The sequence below is a fragment of the Streptomyces sp. NPDC028635 genome (assembly GCF_040637635.1).
In the GTDB taxonomy this organism is placed as follows: domain Bacteria; phylum Actinomycetota; class Actinomycetes; order Streptomycetales; family Streptomycetaceae; genus Streptomyces.
Genome location: NZ_JBEZWX010000026.1, coordinates 46,843 through 62,729, shown reverse-complemented (window position 1 = coordinate 62,729; position 15,887 = coordinate 46,843). Strand labels below are relative to the sequence as shown.

The 15,887-nt window shown below is 71.9% G+C and carries 15 protein-coding genes; 6 read left to right on the top strand and 9 right to left on the bottom strand.

The window, feature by feature from the left end; all coding sequences use genetic code 11:
* Positions 1-2: 2 nt before the first annotated feature.
* The 3 genes from cpaB to AB0E88_RS24945 all read right to left on the bottom strand — a co-directional run bounded on the left by cpaB (position 3) and on the right by AB0E88_RS24945 (position 2,387).
* Entirely contained in the window at positions 3-707 is a 705-nt protein-coding gene (gene cpaB, locus AB0E88_RS24955) for a Flp pilus assembly protein CpaB (protein WP_361634362.1), read from the bottom strand.
* A gap of 355 nt (positions 708-1,062) precedes the next feature.
* A complete protein-coding gene (locus tag AB0E88_RS24950; RefSeq protein ID WP_361634359.1) occupies positions 1,063-1,347 on the bottom strand; it encodes a DUF3592 domain-containing protein in 285 nt (94 codons plus the stop codon).
* A 191-nt stretch (positions 1,348-1,538) separates the two neighbouring features.
* Entirely contained in the window at positions 1,539-2,387 is an 849-nt protein-coding gene (locus AB0E88_RS24945) for a hypothetical protein (RefSeq protein ID WP_361634356.1), read from the bottom strand.
* Positions 2,388-2,543: 156 nt separating this feature from the next.
* On the opposite strand from AB0E88_RS24945, the gene AB0E88_RS24940 reads away from it, so the two are divergent.
* Positions 2,544-4,238 carry a glycoside hydrolase family 18 protein gene (locus AB0E88_RS24940; RefSeq protein WP_361634353.1) on the top strand — a complete coding sequence of 565 codons (1,695 nt, stop codon included), beginning with the start codon at positions 2,544-2,546 and terminating at the stop codon, positions 4,236-4,238.
* A 60-nt stretch (positions 4,239-4,298) separates the two neighbouring features.
* Here the strand turns inward: AB0E88_RS24940 and AB0E88_RS24935 are convergent, their stop codons facing one another.
* The gene (locus AB0E88_RS24935) at positions 4,299-4,970 is read right to left on the bottom strand and encodes a DUF4097 family beta strand repeat-containing protein (protein ID WP_361634350.1); all 672 of its coding nucleotides are present in this window, start codon (positions 4,968-4,970) and stop codon (positions 4,299-4,301) included.
* Between the two features lie 222 nt (positions 4,971-5,192).
* On the opposite strand from AB0E88_RS24935, the gene AB0E88_RS24930 reads away from it, so the two are divergent.
* The 3 genes from AB0E88_RS24930 to AB0E88_RS24920 all read left to right on the top strand — a co-directional run bounded on the left by AB0E88_RS24930 (position 5,193) and on the right by AB0E88_RS24920 (position 7,867).
* Entirely contained in the window at positions 5,193-5,912 is a 720-nt protein-coding gene (locus tag AB0E88_RS24930; RefSeq protein WP_361634347.1) for a helix-turn-helix domain-containing protein, read from the top strand.
* Positions 5,913-6,002: 90 nt separating this feature from the next.
* A complete protein-coding gene (locus tag AB0E88_RS24925) occupies positions 6,003-6,509 on the top strand; it encodes a SigE family RNA polymerase sigma factor (RefSeq protein WP_361634344.1) in 507 nt (168 codons plus the stop codon).
* A gap of 95 nt (positions 6,510-6,604) precedes the next feature.
* Positions 6,605-7,867, top strand: a complete 1,263-nt coding sequence (locus tag AB0E88_RS24920; protein WP_361634342.1) for a hypothetical protein — start codon at positions 6,605-6,607, stop codon at positions 7,865-7,867.
* Between the two features lie 338 nt (positions 7,868-8,205).
* On the opposite strand, the gene AB0E88_RS24915 is transcribed toward AB0E88_RS24920, so the two are convergent.
* The 5 genes from AB0E88_RS24915 to AB0E88_RS24895 form a co-directional block, all read right to left on the bottom strand.
* Positions 8,206-8,847, bottom strand: a complete 642-nt coding sequence (locus AB0E88_RS24915) for a hypothetical protein (protein WP_361634339.1) — start codon at positions 8,845-8,847, stop codon at positions 8,206-8,208.
* A gap of 54 nt (positions 8,848-8,901) precedes the next feature.
* Positions 8,902-10,443 (bottom strand): SLC13 family permease, encoded by a 1,542-nt coding sequence (locus AB0E88_RS24910; RefSeq protein WP_361634336.1) that lies wholly within the window; start codon positions 10,441-10,443, stop codon positions 8,902-8,904.
* Positions 10,444-10,598: 155 nt separating this feature from the next.
* Positions 10,599-11,009 (bottom strand): RidA family protein, encoded by a 411-nt coding sequence (locus AB0E88_RS24905; protein WP_361634333.1) that lies wholly within the window; start codon positions 11,007-11,009, stop codon positions 10,599-10,601.
* A gap of 16 nt (positions 11,010-11,025) precedes the next feature.
* Positions 11,026-11,787, bottom strand: a complete 762-nt coding sequence (locus tag AB0E88_RS24900) for an IclR family transcriptional regulator (RefSeq protein ID WP_361634330.1) — start codon at positions 11,785-11,787, stop codon at positions 11,026-11,028.
* Complete coding sequence (locus AB0E88_RS24895; protein WP_361634327.1) at positions 11,784-12,863, bottom strand: sugar kinase; 1,080 nt, start codon at positions 12,861-12,863, stop codon at positions 11,784-11,786. The genes AB0E88_RS24900 and AB0E88_RS24895 overlap by 4 nt, the downstream gene beginning before the upstream one ends.
* A gap of 130 nt (positions 12,864-12,993) precedes the next feature.
* On the opposite strand from AB0E88_RS24895, the gene AB0E88_RS24890 reads away from it, so the two are divergent.
* Entirely contained in the window at positions 12,994-14,262 is a 1,269-nt protein-coding gene (locus tag AB0E88_RS24890; RefSeq protein WP_361634324.1) for an amino acid deaminase, read from the top strand.
* 10 nt (positions 14,263-14,272) lie between these two features.
* The gene (locus tag AB0E88_RS24885) at positions 14,273-15,883 is read left to right on the top strand and encodes a D-aminoacylase (protein WP_361634321.1); all 1,611 of its coding nucleotides are present in this window, start codon (positions 14,273-14,275) and stop codon (positions 15,881-15,883) included.
* Positions 15,884-15,887 lie beyond the last annotated feature (4 nt).

Here is a 15,887-nt window from a genome sequence, read left to right as displayed (position 1 = left end):
CCTCACTTGTCCTTGGAGAGCTCATAGGTGCGCTCCCCCGGCTTGAGCGAGGCGTCGCTGCCGGGAGCGATCAGTGCGAGGCGGACGTGCTGCGCGAAGGACTCGGCGTACGCGACGCGCTGGGCGTCGAGCGTGTTGAGTGCGAAGGTGATCGGCACCGCCTCCTTCACGCTCGCCCCCTTGTCGTCGTTGCCGTCCAGTGCGGTGAGCCGGCCCACGTCGATGACCTTGGCGTTGGAAACGATGATCTTGGACTGGGCCGGCGTGGACCGGTCGTCGCCGGCGAACGTGGCGAAGATGTTGACCTTCGAACCGGGCCTGATCTTGCCTGCCACACCCGTGGCCGCGTCGATCATGATCGCGATCTCCTGCTCACCCGGCGCCAGGGCCGGACGCTTGACGATCATGTCGCTCTGCAGCAGCGACCCCTTGCGCAGACTGGTGACCGCGATTTTTCCGTCGATTTCCGACAGATCGGTGACGGCGTTCTCCGACAGCCACCGCTTGGGCATCCGCACCTTCTCGAACTGCGCCGCGGAGAGCTGGGTGTACGGGGCTATGTCCGTCTTCACCTGATAGGCGGAAACCTCAGGCCCCACCTTGGAGTTCGCGTCGCTGATGACGGAGAACACGCCGGCGAAGGCGACGAAGGCGAGGAGGACGGAGAGGAGCAGCAGGATGACGCCGCGGCGCTGACGGGAGTTCATGTACCGGACAACCTCGGAAGGGGACGTGGAAGCGGACACGGGCGGGAGCGCGCACACCCTGTAGGCCACCGAATACGGGGCGCCACGGTGGACATGACACCGCTGAGCGACGTGTGGTTCCCGTACGGGCTCGATAAAGGAGCGCAGCAGCGCGCAGCACTGGTCAACGCGATCGCTGTCACCACGTCAGAATCCCCGTCTCATTCTCCGGCCCGCCCTCCCCGAGCGGGCCGCAGATCGTCAACTGTCAGCTCAGTCGCACAAGCACCATATCCGTGTCCAAGGCCGGGCGACACCCAAAAACTGCTGCTGGTGCAGGGGCTCCTGGCGTCCCCGGCACGCGCTCCGATGAGCGTCAGCCGAGTGCGAGCGCCAGCAGAGCCACCGACGAGAACATCGCCAGCGGTACGCACATCAGGAGCCGGACATACACCGGCCCCCAGGTGTCCGGACCGGCGATGGCCGCCCGCCGGTCGGGGCGGTCCGGGTCGTAGCGGACCCGTACGGTGGCGCCTTCCTCGAACCCGGACATGCCGGGCCGGTCAGTGAATTCGACGGTCCGGCCGTCGGCGGTACGGAAGGCGAAGGTGAACTGCGGATGGCTGTGGCTCATGCGGTCCCGGACGAAGGCACGCCGCACGCACCGGCCTTCGCTCGCCGGCACAGGAGGCCCACGACCAGGAAGAGCAGTTCCACCCCAGGCCTCCGATCGCCTCACAGCTCCAGGGCTACATGGGCCCGTAGACCCAGGCGCGGGCCAAAATCGGCCAGGACGTCGCGGGGACGGGCGCTGACGGGGTCGTCATGGCGGCGATCCGGTCCGTCTCCGGGTCAGGACACCGGGGTGGAGTCCCTGCCGTCGCCGGCCGTCGGGGTCAGCGAGCAGAAGACGCAACGGTCGCCGATGAGTTCCAGCCCGCACCACCGGCACCGGTCCTGACGTACCGAGGACACGAGCTGGTAGAGCACCGGCAGATCGGGCAGGAACGTCGCGAACTCGACCAGCTTCCCGGTCCCCCACCACCGCGCCGACTCGGCGGGCAGTGGTGCCTCCAGCAAACCCTGGACCTGCCAGGCCTCGGCCAGCGTGGAGTTGACCCAGTCCGTCTGGAGCTGGCCCTTGGCGACGAGCAGCCAGGTCCCGAACTCCGGTCCGGTGAGGCTCGCCTGAGGGCCGATCTTCACGAGCTGCGGGGCGGGGTGGGCGACCACGCCGAACTGGCTGCCGGGAACCCAGGACTTCGCGTGCGACTTGAGGCTGACCGGGACCCTGTCCAGCTTCGCCACGGAGCCCAGCACCGCGCCGGCGTGGATGTAATGGGTGAGCAGGCGACCGGCAGAGGCGACCACTCCGGCACTGAGGTCGGTGACCGACAGCTGCCGCAGCTGACGGATCAGCACAGCCAGGCCGAGCGGGGGGAGGTCGGACTTGAACAGGGCGATGCGGTCGCTCTCCATGATGGAGCGCATGGCGTGCAGTCGCTGCTCCGTCGCCAGCGGCGTCGCGGACGAGTAGACGATGATCACATAGCCGTGCTGTTCCAGCAGGACCTGCAGGTCGGCCAAGGCCTGTTCCAGCGGTTGCTCCTCCGGCGCCTTCAGGATGAACGCGTGCGGCGTCTGCTGGTCGTGCGGCGGCAGGACCATGTCGGCACTGGTCACTGCGATCGCGGTCGGCATGTCGAGTTCCCCGTTCCTCAAGCTGCGACGGCCCGTCAGCCGTGGAGCTCTCGCAGCCCTGCACGGCTACCGGAGCACCCTAACCGCGCATCGGAGGACGGAGAAATACCCGTCGGACCCCTTGACGGCCTCATTGGTCTGGACCAACTTATGCCCATGTCCCCACACAACCGATCGGCCCGGCTCTGGTCCGGTGCCGTCACCGCCGCCCTCGCCCTCTGTCTCGCCGGCGCGGGCCAGGCCTCCGCAGCGGACGTCAACAACGTCAGGAACGCCGGCTTCGAGGCCGGGCTCGGCAACTGGAGCTGTTCCGCGAGCAGCGGGGCCACCGTCTCCTCGCCCGTGCACGGGGGTGCGGCCGCGTTGAAGGCCACGCCCGCCGGGCAGGACAACGCCCAGTGCGTCCAGACGGTCGCCGTCAAGCCCAACTCGACGTACAGCCTGAGCGCGTGGGTCCAGGGCGGGTACGCCTACCTGGGCGTCACGGGCACGGGCACGACCGACGTCTCGACCTGGACGCCGGACTCGCCGACGTGGAAGCAGCTGACGACGACGTTCACCACGGGCTCGTCGACGAGCTCGGTGAGGCTCTACCTGCACGGCTGGTACGGCCAGGCGGCCTACTACGCCGACGACGTCCAGGTGTACGGCCCCGACGGCGGCGGTGGCACCGACCCGGCCCCGACCGTGCCCGCCGCCCCCGCGGGCCTGGCCGTCTCCGGTACGACGTCCTCGTCCGTCTCCCTGTCCTGGAACGCGGCCTCGGGCGCGACGGGGTACACCGTGTACCGCGACGGCGCCAAGGCGGCCTCGGTGACGGGCACATCGGCCACGGTCTCCGGACTCGCGGCCGCCACGTCGTACTCCTTCCAGGTCACGGCGTCCAACGCGGCCGGTGAGTCGGCGAAGTCGGCGGCCGTGTCGGCGACGACCGCCGGCACCGGTGGCGGCGGTGGCGGTACGGGGCTGCCGAAGCACGCGGTGACGGGCTACTGGCAGAACTTCAACAACGGCGCGACCGTGCAGAAACTGTCGGACGTGCCCGCCGCGTACGACATCATCGCCGTCGCCTTCGCGGACGCGACGACCACACCGGGCGCCGTGAGCTTCACGCTGGACTCCGCGGGCCTGGGCGGCTACACCGTGGACCAGTTCAAGGCGGACATCCGGGCCAAGCAGGCGGCCGGCAAGAAGGTCATCGTCTCGGTGGGCGGCCAGAACGGCACGGTGTCGATCAGCGACTCGGCGTCCGCGACGAACTTCGCCAACTCCGTCTACGCGCTGATGCAGACGTACGGCTTCGACGGCGTGGACATCGACCTGGAGAACGGGCTGAACCCCACCTACATGACGCAGGCGCTGCGGGCGCTCGCGGCGAAGGCGGGGCCGTCCCTGATCCTCACCATGGCCCCGCAGACGATCGACATGCAGTCGACGTCCGCCGGCTACTTCCAGACGGCACTGAACGTGAAGGACATCCTCACGGTCGTCAACATGCAGTACTACAACAGCGGTTCGATGCTCGGCTGCGACGGCAAGGTCTACAGCCAGGGCACGGTCGACTTCCTCACGGCCCTGGCCTGCATCCAGCTCGAGGGCGGCCTGTCGCCGTCCCAGGTGGGCCTCGGCCTCCCGGCGTCCACGCGGGGGGCGGGCAGCGGCTACGTCTCCCCCACCGTGGTGAACAACGCCCTGGACTGCCTGACGAAGCTGACCAACTGCGGCACCTTCAAGCCGTCGAGGACGTACCCGGACCTGCGGGGTGCGATGACCTGGTCGACCAACTGGGACGCGGCCGCGGGCAACGCGTGGTCGTCCTCCGTCGGCGCGCACGTGCACGCCCTGCCGTAGGGCGGTACGCGCATGAGCCCCGCCCGCGTCGTCGCGGGCGGGGCTCATGCAGTGCCGGTGTCACAGGCTGCGCGCCGTGATGTCCCCGTAGGCGGTGGTCGCCCGGATGTCGAGGGCGGCCTCGGTGCCGTCGGCGTTCTTCAGGGCGTTGCTGATCCGGCCGTAGCCGGTGCCGGCGTCCAGGGTGGCGGAGACTCCGCGGGCGGCGTCGATCGCGATGTCGCCGGACTCGGTGCGCAGGGTGACCGTGCCGCGCTGCGCCTCGGCGACGCGGATGTCGCCCTTCTGGACGGTGATCTCCGCCGGGCCGCTCAGGCGCCCGACGAAGACGTCCCCGGCTGCGACGGTGAGGCGGGCGCTCGCGGCCTCGTCGAGCTTCACCGGGCCCTGGGCGCCCTCGAAGACGACCTCGCCGAGCCGTCCGACGCCCCGGAACTCGGCGGCGGCGGCCTTGGCCTCGACGCGGGAGCCGGCCGGCAGCTGGACCGTCACCTCCACGCTCCCGGACGGGCCGAGGATCCGGTTCTGCGCCGGGGAGGCCGCGATCCGCAGGACGCCGTCGCCGTATGCGACGGCTGTCTCCTCCGCCGCCTTCACGTCGCGGCTCTTCGCGGCGTTCGCGGGGAGTACCTCGACCACCGTGTCGGTCCGGTCGGCGGCGATGAACTGGATGCGTCCGGCGGGGATGTCGAGGACGACCGAGACGGGGGCGGTGGTGTCGAACTTCTGCATCGTGCTCTCCTTCGAATCACTGTTTCCGATGAAGGAAACGCTACGTTGCATTCATGGTCTCGGCAACGCGTTCATCGCGCGGTCATCGTATTTATGTAGGTCAAATAGGCTATTTCGTTGCAACGGTTCTGACAGCAATGCAACGGACCGTCAGATTCCGTTGCAATGAGGTCGCGGTGAACGCTACGCTGGGGCCTTCATCGGAGCACGGAGGAGGGCGCGATGCCGGGAGGCAGACTCACCCAGCGGGAGCGGCAGCAGATCGCACTGGGACTGGCCGACGGCCTCGCCTACGCGGAGATAGCCCGCCGCCTCGAGCGTCCGACCTCGACGGTCACACGCGAGGTCATGCGCAACGGCGGCCCCAGCGCGTACCGCGCCGACCTGGCCCACCGCGCCAGCGAGCAGCGCGCGCACCGGCGCAGGCAGGCGCCGCCCCGCGTGCCGCAGACGCCTCCTCAGGTCCACGGCCGTGACGCCGGGGCCGTGCGCGCGTACGAGGAGATGTTCACGGCCCTCCTCATGTCCCAGGGCCTGCCCCGGATGATGGCCCGGGTGCTGACCCGTCTCTACACCACCGACGCGGGCAGCCTCACCGCCTCCGAGCTGGCCCGGCACCTCCAGGTCAGTCCGGCGTCCGTGTCGAAGGCGATCGCGTTCCTCGAGGGCCAGGGCCTCGTCCGCCGCGAGCGCGAGGAAGGCCGCCGTGAGCGTTACGTCGTCGACGACGACGTCTGGTACCAGTCGATGATGGCCAGCGCCCGCGGCACCGCCCAGCTCGCCGACACCGCGCGGCAGGGTGTCGGCATCCTCGGGCAGGGCACACCGGCGGCCACCCGTCTGGAGAACATCGCGCGTTTCGTCGACTTCGTCTCCGAGGCCATCGCCCGCGCCGCGGAGCAGGCCCGCGAGGTTCTCCACACGAAACCGGAAGAGGGGTGAAACATTTCCGCTCCCCACCGCATCGATGGGGTGGAGGCACCTGCACAGCACACGCCTCACCATGAGTGACACCAGGACCAGGGGGAGCAGATGAGACAGGCCCGCGCTGAGGAGTACGCGGAGTTCGCGGCAGTGCGGGCCGGTCATCTGTACCGCTCGGCGTGTCTGTTCACCGCCGGGGACACGCACCTCGCGGAGGACCTGGTCCAGGAGACGCTCGGGCGGATCTACGTCCGCTGGGGACGCGTCAGCCGCGCCGACAACCCGGCCGCCTACGCCCAGACCGTGCTCACCCGGGCCTTCCTCGCCCATCAGCGGCGGCGCAGCAGCGGGGAACGGGTGACCGCCCTGGTGCCGGAGACGGCGTACACCGCGGGCGACACGCCGTTGCGGCTGACGCTGCTCGACGCGCTCGCGCGGCTGCCCGCCAAGGACCGGGCGGTCGTCGTCCTGCGCTACTGGGAGGACCGGTCCGTCCAGGAGACCGCCGCGGCGCTGGGCGCCAGTTCGGCGTCCGTGCGGACCCGGTGCGTGCGGGCCCTGGCCCGGCTGCGGGAGCTGCTGGGCGAGGACATCGGCGCGTACGCCCGGCCCTGAGCCTCCCTTCCGACCCGGCTTTCGCCCCCCTGCCTCGCACCCGCCTCCCCTCTCTCAGCCCTTACCTCCTACCTCGCGGAAACGGTGGTTCTGCCATGCCCTTCGACCAGCACAGCGATCCGCACAGCGACCCCTTCGAGGACCAGCTCTCCGCCGCCCTGCACCAGACGGGCGGCACCTTCGAGACCGACCGGACCGCCCTCACCGCGGGCGGCGCCCGGCGGGGCCGGCGGCTGCGGCTGCGGCGCCGGGCGGCCGTCGCCGGCGGCGTGGCCGGTGTGGCGCTCGCCGGGGTGGGCGGGGTGCTCCTCGTGCCGTGGGGGCAGGGGTCCCCCGCGGCCCCGGCGCTGTCCGGCGTCGCGACGAAGCCGCAGCCGGCGAAGAGCACGGCGGCCCCGGGCGTCACCAAGCAGCAGGTGATCCGGACCCTCGAACGGCTGCTGCCCAAGGGCCAGTTCAGCCAGGAGACGGGGCGCGGGTCGGAGGAGGGGGCCGCGGTCTACCCCTTCGCCTCGGTCGTCTACGACGACGGCAAGGGCGCCGCCGCCCTCTCCGTCAGCATCAACAAGGTGGAGCCGGGCGGGCTCGACGCGCGGCAGGCCGTCCAGTGCCCGGACAAGGTCGCCATCCCGTACGACTCCTGCGTGACGAACCACCTCGCGGACGGCTCTTTGATCAGGATCTTCCAGGGGTACGAGTATCCCGACAAGCGTGTGGACACCAAGAACTGGACCGCCGACCTGGTCACGCCGACCGGACAGCACGTCTCGGTGATGGAGTGGAACGCGCCCGCCGAGAAGGACGCTGCGGTCAGCCGGGACGAACCTCCGCTGGACCCGGCCGCGTTGACCCGGCTCGCGTCGGCGCGGGACTGGCGGCCCCTCGTCGACGCCCTCCCGCGCGATCCCCGCCGTCCCTCCGCCGACCCGACGGATCCGGGGGCCGAACTGCACGCCCGCACCAAGCTGCTCGCGCTGCTGCCCAAGAAGCTGAAGGTCGTCGGCAAGAGCAGTGAGGACGGCGACTTCGCCTACGCCGTCGTCGACGACGGCAAGGGCAGGAGCCTGGTGCAGGTCAACGTGCAGCCGGACATGAACGACGTGCGCGGTGACCTCTTCGGCTCCGGCGACGAGACGCTGCCCGACGGCACCCGGGTCGCCGTGCACCAGGGGCCCGGGGAGAAGGGCGGCGAGGGCGTCGTCATGTGGACCGTCGACACCCTGCGCAAGGACGGCTTCCGGGTCGTCATCAGCGCGTTCAACTCCGGCTCCCAGCACGACGCCGCCACCCGCGCCACCCCGGCGCTGACCGTCCGGCAGCTGAGGGAGATCGCGCTCAGCCCGAGCTGGCGCGGCTAGCCCGGCGACAGCGGGGGGAGTCGGCCGGGCCGCCGGTCGGCCGGTGACCCGGCCGGGCCGGCTGGCCCCGGTCGGCCGGTGGCCCGGCTGGCCCCGGTCGGCCCGGTGGTCCGGCTGGCCCGGGTCGGCCCCGGCTGGCCCGGTGGCTGGGCGGCCCCGGTCAGCCCGGTGGCCGGTCGGCCCGGCTGGCCCCGGTCGGCCCGGTGGTCCGGCTGGCCCGGGTCGGCCCCGGCTGGCCCCGGTCGGCCCGGTGGTCCGGCTGGCCCGATGGCCCGGCTAGCCCGGTGGCCGGTCGGCCCCGATCGGCCCGGTGGCCGATCGGCCGACCGGCGTACGGATCAGTCGTCGCCGTCCGCCGTCGCCCCGGCCCCGGCTTCCGCCCCGGCTCCGGCTTCCGCTTCCGCTTCCCCTTCCGCGCCCTCTTCGAAGTACGCGTCGAGGACCGCGTCCAGTTCCGCCTCCCATGTCGGGAAGTCGGAGCGGGACTTGGCCTCGATCTCGATCGGGTACCAGCGGCGCTCGGGCGTGTGCACGGTGACCGTGAACCGCTTGCCGAAGCGGGCCGTCTCCGTCTCCACCGCGCCGATCTCGTCCCAGCGGAACTCGCAGGCCTGGTCGTCGAGCGACAGCCGTACGCCCCGGTGGTCGGCGACGATCCGCGCGCGGCGGTCGGCTGCCTCGAAGACGGGCCCCTCGGCGGGGACTTCGGAGCCCGGGGCCTCGGCGTCGTCCGCGGCGGTGTCGCCGGAGGGGTCCGCCGAGAGGTCCCCGGAGGCTTCGGCGGAAGCCTCACCGGACGGCACCGCCTCCTGCGGCTCGGGGGTCTCGTCCACGGCGTCCTGCGCCTTTTCGGCGTTCACGGACACCGGCGACGTGAGGCCGGGGACGAAGGCCGGGTCGAACCCGGCGCCCCTCACGGGCTCGGCCTTCAGGGCCTCGGCCTTCAGGGGCCGGCTGCTGTCACCTATGCGCTGCTCCACAGCGCAGCAGTATGGTCGACGTTCCTGTGTCGCACACAGTCAGCCCCTGCATCGTTATACGAAGACGCTCACGCCGGCGGCCACCGCGAACCCGGCGAGCGACAGCACCGATTCGAGCACCGTCCACGATTTGAGCGTGTCCCGCTCGCTGATGCCGAAGTACTTCGCGACCATCCAGAAGCCGCCGTCGTTGACGTGCGAGGCGAAGATGGAACCGGCCGAGATCGCCATGATGACGAGGGCCACGAACGCCTGGCTGTGGTGGCCGGTGGACAGCAGCGGGGCGACGATGCCCGCCGTGGTCACGATCGCGACCGTCGCCGAGCCCTGGGCGACCCGCAGTACGAGCGAGATCAGGTACGACAGGACGATCACCGGCAGGCCCACGCCGTGGAAGGTGTCCGACAGCGCCTGGGCGACCCCGCTGGCCTTCAGTACGGCGCCGAAGACGCCGCCGGCGCCGACGACGAGCAGGATGTTGCCGACCGGCTTCAGCGAGGCCGTCGAGACCGTCTCCAGTGACTTGCGGGACCAGCCGCGGCGGACGCCGAGCAGGTAGTACGCCAGGAGCAGGGCGATCGTGAGCGCGACGAAGGGGTGTCCGAAGAACTCGATCACCGAGCGGAGGGTGGAGGGGTCCAGGGCGATCGAGGAGAACGTGGCGGCGAGGATCAGCACCAGCGGCGTACCGATGATGCCGAGGACCGTGCCGAGCGGGACGGGGTCCTCGCGCGGCTCGACGCCCTGCCCGAGCTGCTCGACGCCCTGCCCGCGCGACTCGACTCCCTGCCCCCGCTGCTCGCGGCCCCGCCCGCGCTGTTCGGCCAGCACGGCCGCCCTGGCCTCCTCCGCGGCCTCCAGCATGTCCTGCGGCACGGGAACGAAGAGGCGGTGGCCGATCCACGCGGCGTACGCCCACGCGGCGAGGACCGCCGGGACGCCGCAGACGACGCCCATGAGGATGATCCAGCCGAGGTCGACGTGGAGCAGTCCGGCCGCGGCGACCGGGCCGGGGTGCGGCGGCAGGAAGGCGTGGGTCATGGACAGGCCCGCGAGCAGGGGCAGGCAGTACAGCAGGATCGACTTCCCGGACCGTTTCGCGGCGGCGTAGACGATCGGCGCGAGGACGAAGATGCCGACGTCGAAGAAGACCGGGATGCCGAAGATCAGGCCGGTCAGGCCCATCGCGAGCGGGGCGCGGCGTTCGCCGAACAGGCCCAGCAGGCGCGAGGCGAGCACTTCCGCGCCGCCGCTGACCTCGAGGACGGCGCCCAGCATGGTGCCCAGGCCGATGATGATCGCGACATGGCCGAGGATGCCGCCCATGCCGGTCTCGATGGTGGAGACGGCGTCGGAGCGCTGGACGGTGCCGAAGAGTTCGGTGACGGACAGGCCGGCGAGCAGGCCGACGGCTATGGAGACGGCGAGGAGCGCGACGAACGGCTGGAGTCTGACCTTGATGATCAGGAAGAGCAGCAGGGCGATGCCCACGGCGGCGACCGTGAGCAGCCCGGTCGTGCCGCCGATCAGGAGGAGGAGGCCGCCGGTGTGGGGTGGCGTCGCGGCGGGTGCGGAGGCGGCGAGAGGAAGGGACATGCGGGCTGGTCCTCTACGGGGGCGGGGGCGGGGGACGGGGTAAGTGCATGGTGCTTTCGGGCAGGGGGCATCGCGGCGCGGCGCCCGTGGGGGCGCCGTACCGGGTGCGGGTGTGCGGGTGGTGAGGGGGCGTCAGCGCCCCGGCGGTCGGCGGCTCAGCCGAGGACGGCGAGCGCGTCGATCTCGATGAGGAGCCCGGCGGGCAGGCCGACGTACACCGTGGTGCGCGCGGCGGGCGGCTGGGTGAGGCCCTGCTCCTCGAAGTAGGCGTTGTAGATCTCGTTCATCTCGGCGAAGTGGTCCACGTCGGTGAGGTAGACGCGGATCATCATCACGTCGTCCCAGCTCGCGCCGCCCTCTTCGAGGATCGCCTTGACGTTGGCGAGGGTCTGCAGGGTCTGCTCGCGCAGGGTCGGGCCGGCCGGCGTCGGGGCCTTGCCCTCCTCGGCGGGCAGGAAGCCCACCTGACCGGCGACCTGGAGGATGTTGCCCTTCTTCACGCCGTGCGAGAACTTCGCCGGCGGGGTGGTGTGGGTCTTGGGGGTGAGGGCGATCTTGTCGGTCACGTGCGGTCCTTTTCCGTCATTCGGGGTCGCCTACGGGCGTTCTTCCGGAGTACTCGCCGCTGATGGCGTCGGCGGTACGGCGCACCAGCGGGAGCAGGGTGAGGAGTTCGTCGGCGGTGACGACGACGTTCGGCGCGGACACCGACATCGCGGCGACCACCCGGCCGTCGGCGCCGCGGATGGGCGCGGCGACGCAGTTGATGGACTCCTCGTGGCCACCGAGGTCGGTGGCCCAGCCCTGTTCGCGCACCTTGGCCAGTTCCTTGAGGTAGGCGTCGGCGTTCGGTGTCGAACGGGCCGTGTACAGGGGGTAGTCGAGCTTCTCGGCGACCGCGCGGCGCTCGTGCTCGGGCAGGTCGGCGAGGAGCAGTTTCGCGACGGCGGCGACGGTGATGGCGACGGGCTTGCCGATCCGCGAGTACATGCGCACCGGGTAGCGGCTGTCGACCTTGTCGATGTAGAGGACGTCTCCCTCCTCGTACACGGCGAGGTGGACGGTGTGTCCGCAGCTCTCGTTCAGGCGGGCGAGATGGGGGTGCGCGATCTCGCGGATGTCGAGGTTCTCCATCGCCTCCTGGGCGAGGGCGAAGAGGCGGGCGCCGAGCCGGTAGCGCTGGTCGGACTGGCGGTAGACCAGGCCGTGCTCGTGCAGGGTGCGCAGCAGGCGCAGGGCGGTCGACTTGTGGACGCCGAGGCGGTCGGCGACCTGTCCGAGGTCGGCGGGGCCCTCGGCGAGCAGCGGCAGGATGCTCAGGGCGCGGTCGACGGTCTGGCTCATGGGGCGGGTACCTCCTCTTCGGCCTGCTCGGCTTGCGTCCAGCCGGGGCCGAGTCGAAGTGTCCCCCATGTCCCGTCGTCGACGGCGGCGAGCCGGTCGGCGTGTGCGCGGGCGGGGGGCGTGCCGAGGTCGCCGGGGGTGGTGAGGGCGGCGGCGGCCCAGAGGTGGGCGTGGCGCAGGCGGGTGCGGAGGGGCAGGCCGCGCAGGGTGGCGTGCAGGAAGCCGGCGGCGAAGGCGTCGCCGGCGCCGGTGGTGGCCACGACGTCGACCTGCGGCGGGCGGACGAGGGTGGCGGTGCCGTCGGCGTCCTCCATGCCGTCGGTGTTCTTGTCGAAGGCGATCGCGCCCCCCTTGCCCAGCTTGACGATCACGAGGGCCGGTTCCGGCAGCGCGTCCACGATGGCACCGGTGCTGCGCAGCCCCCAGGCGTCCCGTGCCTCGTCGGCGCCCACGAACACGACGTCCGCCCTGCGCGCCAGCTCCAGGAGCACCCGCGCGTCCTCGGGGGTCCGGCACAACCCCGGCCGGTGGTTGACGTCGAACGACACCAGGGGCCGGCCGGCGGCCGGAGCGGTCAGCTCGCGCAGCAGCTCCCGGCAGCCGTCCGACAGCGCCGCCGTGATCCCCGACAGGTGCAGGACCCGGCACGAGCGGACCGCCGCCGGGTCGACCGTGGACACGGACATCGCCGATGCCGCCGACCCCGCCCGGTAGTACGCCACCTCGTGCGCGTCGGTGCCGCGCTCCCCGGCGGTGCGGAAGTAGACGCCGGTGGGGCGGTCCGGGTCCCGCTGGACGGAGGCGATGTCGACGCCGTAGGAGCCGACGGCCTCGACCAGGTGGTCGCCGAAGCCGTCGGCACCGACCCGGCTGATCCACCGCGTGGAGTGTCCGGCGGCGGCCAGCATGCAGGCGACGTTGGACTCCGCGCCGCCGATGGCGCGGTCGAAGGACGGGACGTCGGCGAGGCGGCCGTGCCGGGTGGGCAGGAACGTGACCATGGACTCGCCGAGCGCGGCCACGTCGACGACGTCGGTGCCGACGTCGGGGGCATGGCGGGGTGCGGTCCTGGTCACGATGGTCGTAGCTCCTCCGTCGGGGGGTCCGCCGTCGTTGACCCCGCGTTGGCCGAGATGTTAGACAGCGGTAAGCGACATACGCAATGAGCGTTGCAATAGATGCAACGCACCTGATCAGGGAGATCACATGAGCAGCAGCGACGCTCTCGCTCGCCTGGCCGACGACCGGGTCGACCACCGCTTCAAGGGCCTCCCGCCGGACGCGGACGGCCTGACCGTGGGCGAGCTGGCAGCCCAGCGCCGCAACCTGTTCAGCGGCGGTTTCGCCACGCCCGTGCTCGCGCTGTCGGCCGAGCGCCTGGAGCACAACCTGAAGCTGATGGAGACGTACGCGGCCCGGCACGGCCTGGCGTTCGCGCCGCACGGCAAGACCTCCATGGCGCCGCAGCTGTTCCAGCGGCAGATCGAGCACGGCGCGTGGGGCATCACGCTGGCCGTGCCGCACCAGGTGCGGGTCGCCCACGCCTTCGGTTTCAAGCGGGTGTTCCTCGCCAACGAGCTGGTCGACCCGGCGGCCCTGCGCTGGATCGCGGAGCGGCAGGACGAGGACCCGGACTTCCGCGTGATCTGCTACGTCGACTCCGCGCGTGGCGTCGAGCTGATGGACGCGGCGCTCACCGGCGCCGTCCGCCCCCTGGACGTCGTCGTGGAGCTGGCCGCCGGGGACGGCGCCCGCACCGGCGTGCGCACGGAGGCCGAGTGCGCGGCCGTCGCGGACGCGGTGGCGGCCGTGCGCACGCTGCGGCTGGTCGGGGTCGCCGGGTACGAGGGCGAGGTGCCGCAGGCGAGCCACGAGCGGGTGACGGCGTGGCTGCGGCGGCTGGTGGCGCTCGCCGCAGGCTTCGACAAGGCGGGGCGGTTCGCGGGACTGGACGAGATCGTGGTCAGCGCGGGCGGCAGCGCCTGGTTCGACGCCGTCGCCGAGGTGTTCGCCGAGGTCCCCGGCCTGTCCGCGCCGGTGCTGAAGCTGCTGCGCTCCGGCGCGTACGTCTCGCACGACGACGGCCACTACCGCCGCCTCACCCCGTTCAACCGGGTCCCCGAGGAGGGCGCGCTGGAGCCGGCGTTCCGGCTCTGGACGCAGGTCGTCTCCCGCCCGTCGCCCGAGCAGGCCTTCGTCAACGCGGGCAAGCGGGACGCGGCGTACGACCTGGACCTGCCCGAGGCGCAGGTGGTACGCCGGAACGGTGCGGAACGCCCGGCGACCGGGATCGAGGTGACGGGCCTGTCCGACCAGCACGCCTGGCTGCGTACCGCCCCCGGGGCGGAACTGGCCGTCGGCGACTGGGTGGGCCTGGGTCTGTCGCACCCGTGCACGTCGTTCGACAAGTGGCCGCTGATCCCGGTGGCCGAGGCGGACGGCACGGTCGTCGACTACATCCGCACGTTCTTCTAGGGAGGCCGGCGTGGAAAACCTCGTCATCCGGGACGCGGACGTCGTCGACGGCTCCGGCGCCGCCTCCTACCGCGCCGACGTCGTGATCGACGACGGCCGGATCGTGTCCGTCGTCAAGGAGGCGGCCGCCGCCGGGTGCCAGCGTCCGCAGGCCATGCGCGAGCTGGACGCGGAGGGTCTGGTCCTGGCCCCCGGCTTCATCGACATGCACGCCCACAGCGATCTGGCGCTGCTGCGCGACACCGACCACAGCGCGAAGGCCGCCCAGGGCGTGACGCTGGAGGTCCTCGGGCAGGACGGCCTGTCGTACGCGCCCGTCGACGACCGCACCCTCGGCGAGGTCCGCCGTGCCATCGCCGGCTGGAACGGCCCCGGCGACGACATCGACTTCGACTGGCGCTCGGTCGGCGAGTACCTGGACCGCCTCGACCGCGGGATCGCCGTCAACGCCGCCTATCTGATCCCGCAGGGCACCGTGCGGGCGCTGGTCGTCGGCTGGGAGGACCGCGAGGCGACGCCGAGGGAGCTGGACCGCATGCGGCAGCTGGTCGCCGAGGGGCTGGAGCAGGGCGCGGTCGGACTGTCGTCGGGACTGACGTACACGCCGGGCATGTACGCCAAGGACGCCGAACTGACCGAGCTGTGCCGGGTGGTGGCCCGCTACGGCGGCTACTACTGCCCGCACCACCGCTCCTACGGCGCGGGCGCGCTCGAGGCGTACGCGGAGATGGTGGAGCTGACCCGTCAGGCGGGCTGCGCGCTGCATCTCGCGCACGCCACCATGAACTTCGGCGTGAACGAGGGGCGCGCGCCGCAGCTGCTGGCGCTGCTGGACGACGCGCTGGCCGCGGGCGCGGACATCACGCTGGACACCTATCCCTACACCCCCGGCTCGACCACGCTCGCCGCGCTGCTGCCGAGCTGGGCGAGCGAGGGCGGCCCGGAGGCGGTCCTGAAGCGGCTCGCGGACGACGACACGGCCGAGCGGATCCGCCACCACCTGGAGGTGGAGGGCTCGGACGGCTGTCACGGGGTGCCGGTGGAGTGGGAGACGATCGAGGTCTCCGGGGTGGGTGAGGCGTCGCTCGCCCCGTACGTCGGCCACACGGTCCGCGCGGTGGCCGCCCGGCGCGGCGAGGAGCCGTGGACGGTGGCCCGCCGGCTGCTGACGGCCGACCGGCTCGCCACGACGATCCTGCAGCACGTCGGCCACGAGGAGAACGTGCGGACGATCATGCGGCACCGCGCCCACACCGGCGGCTCGGACGGCATCCTCCAGGGCACCAAGCCGCATCCCCGGGCCTACGGCACCTTCCCGCACTATCTCGGCCACTACGTGCGGGAGTTGGGCGTGCTGTCACTGGAGGAGTGCGTCGCGCATCTCACGGGCCGGCCGGCGGCCCGGCTGCGTCTGCCGGACCGGGGCCTGGTCCGCGAGGGCCACCGGGCCGACCTCGTCCTCTTCGACCCGGCGACGGTGGCGGCGGGCGCGACCTGGGACGAGCCGCGCCGACTGCCGCAGGGCATCCCGTACGTGCTGGTCGACGGCCGGTTCGTGATCGAGGACGGACGCCGTACGGACGTGCTGGCGGGGCGGTCGGTGCGCAGGACCGCGCTCTGAGCGC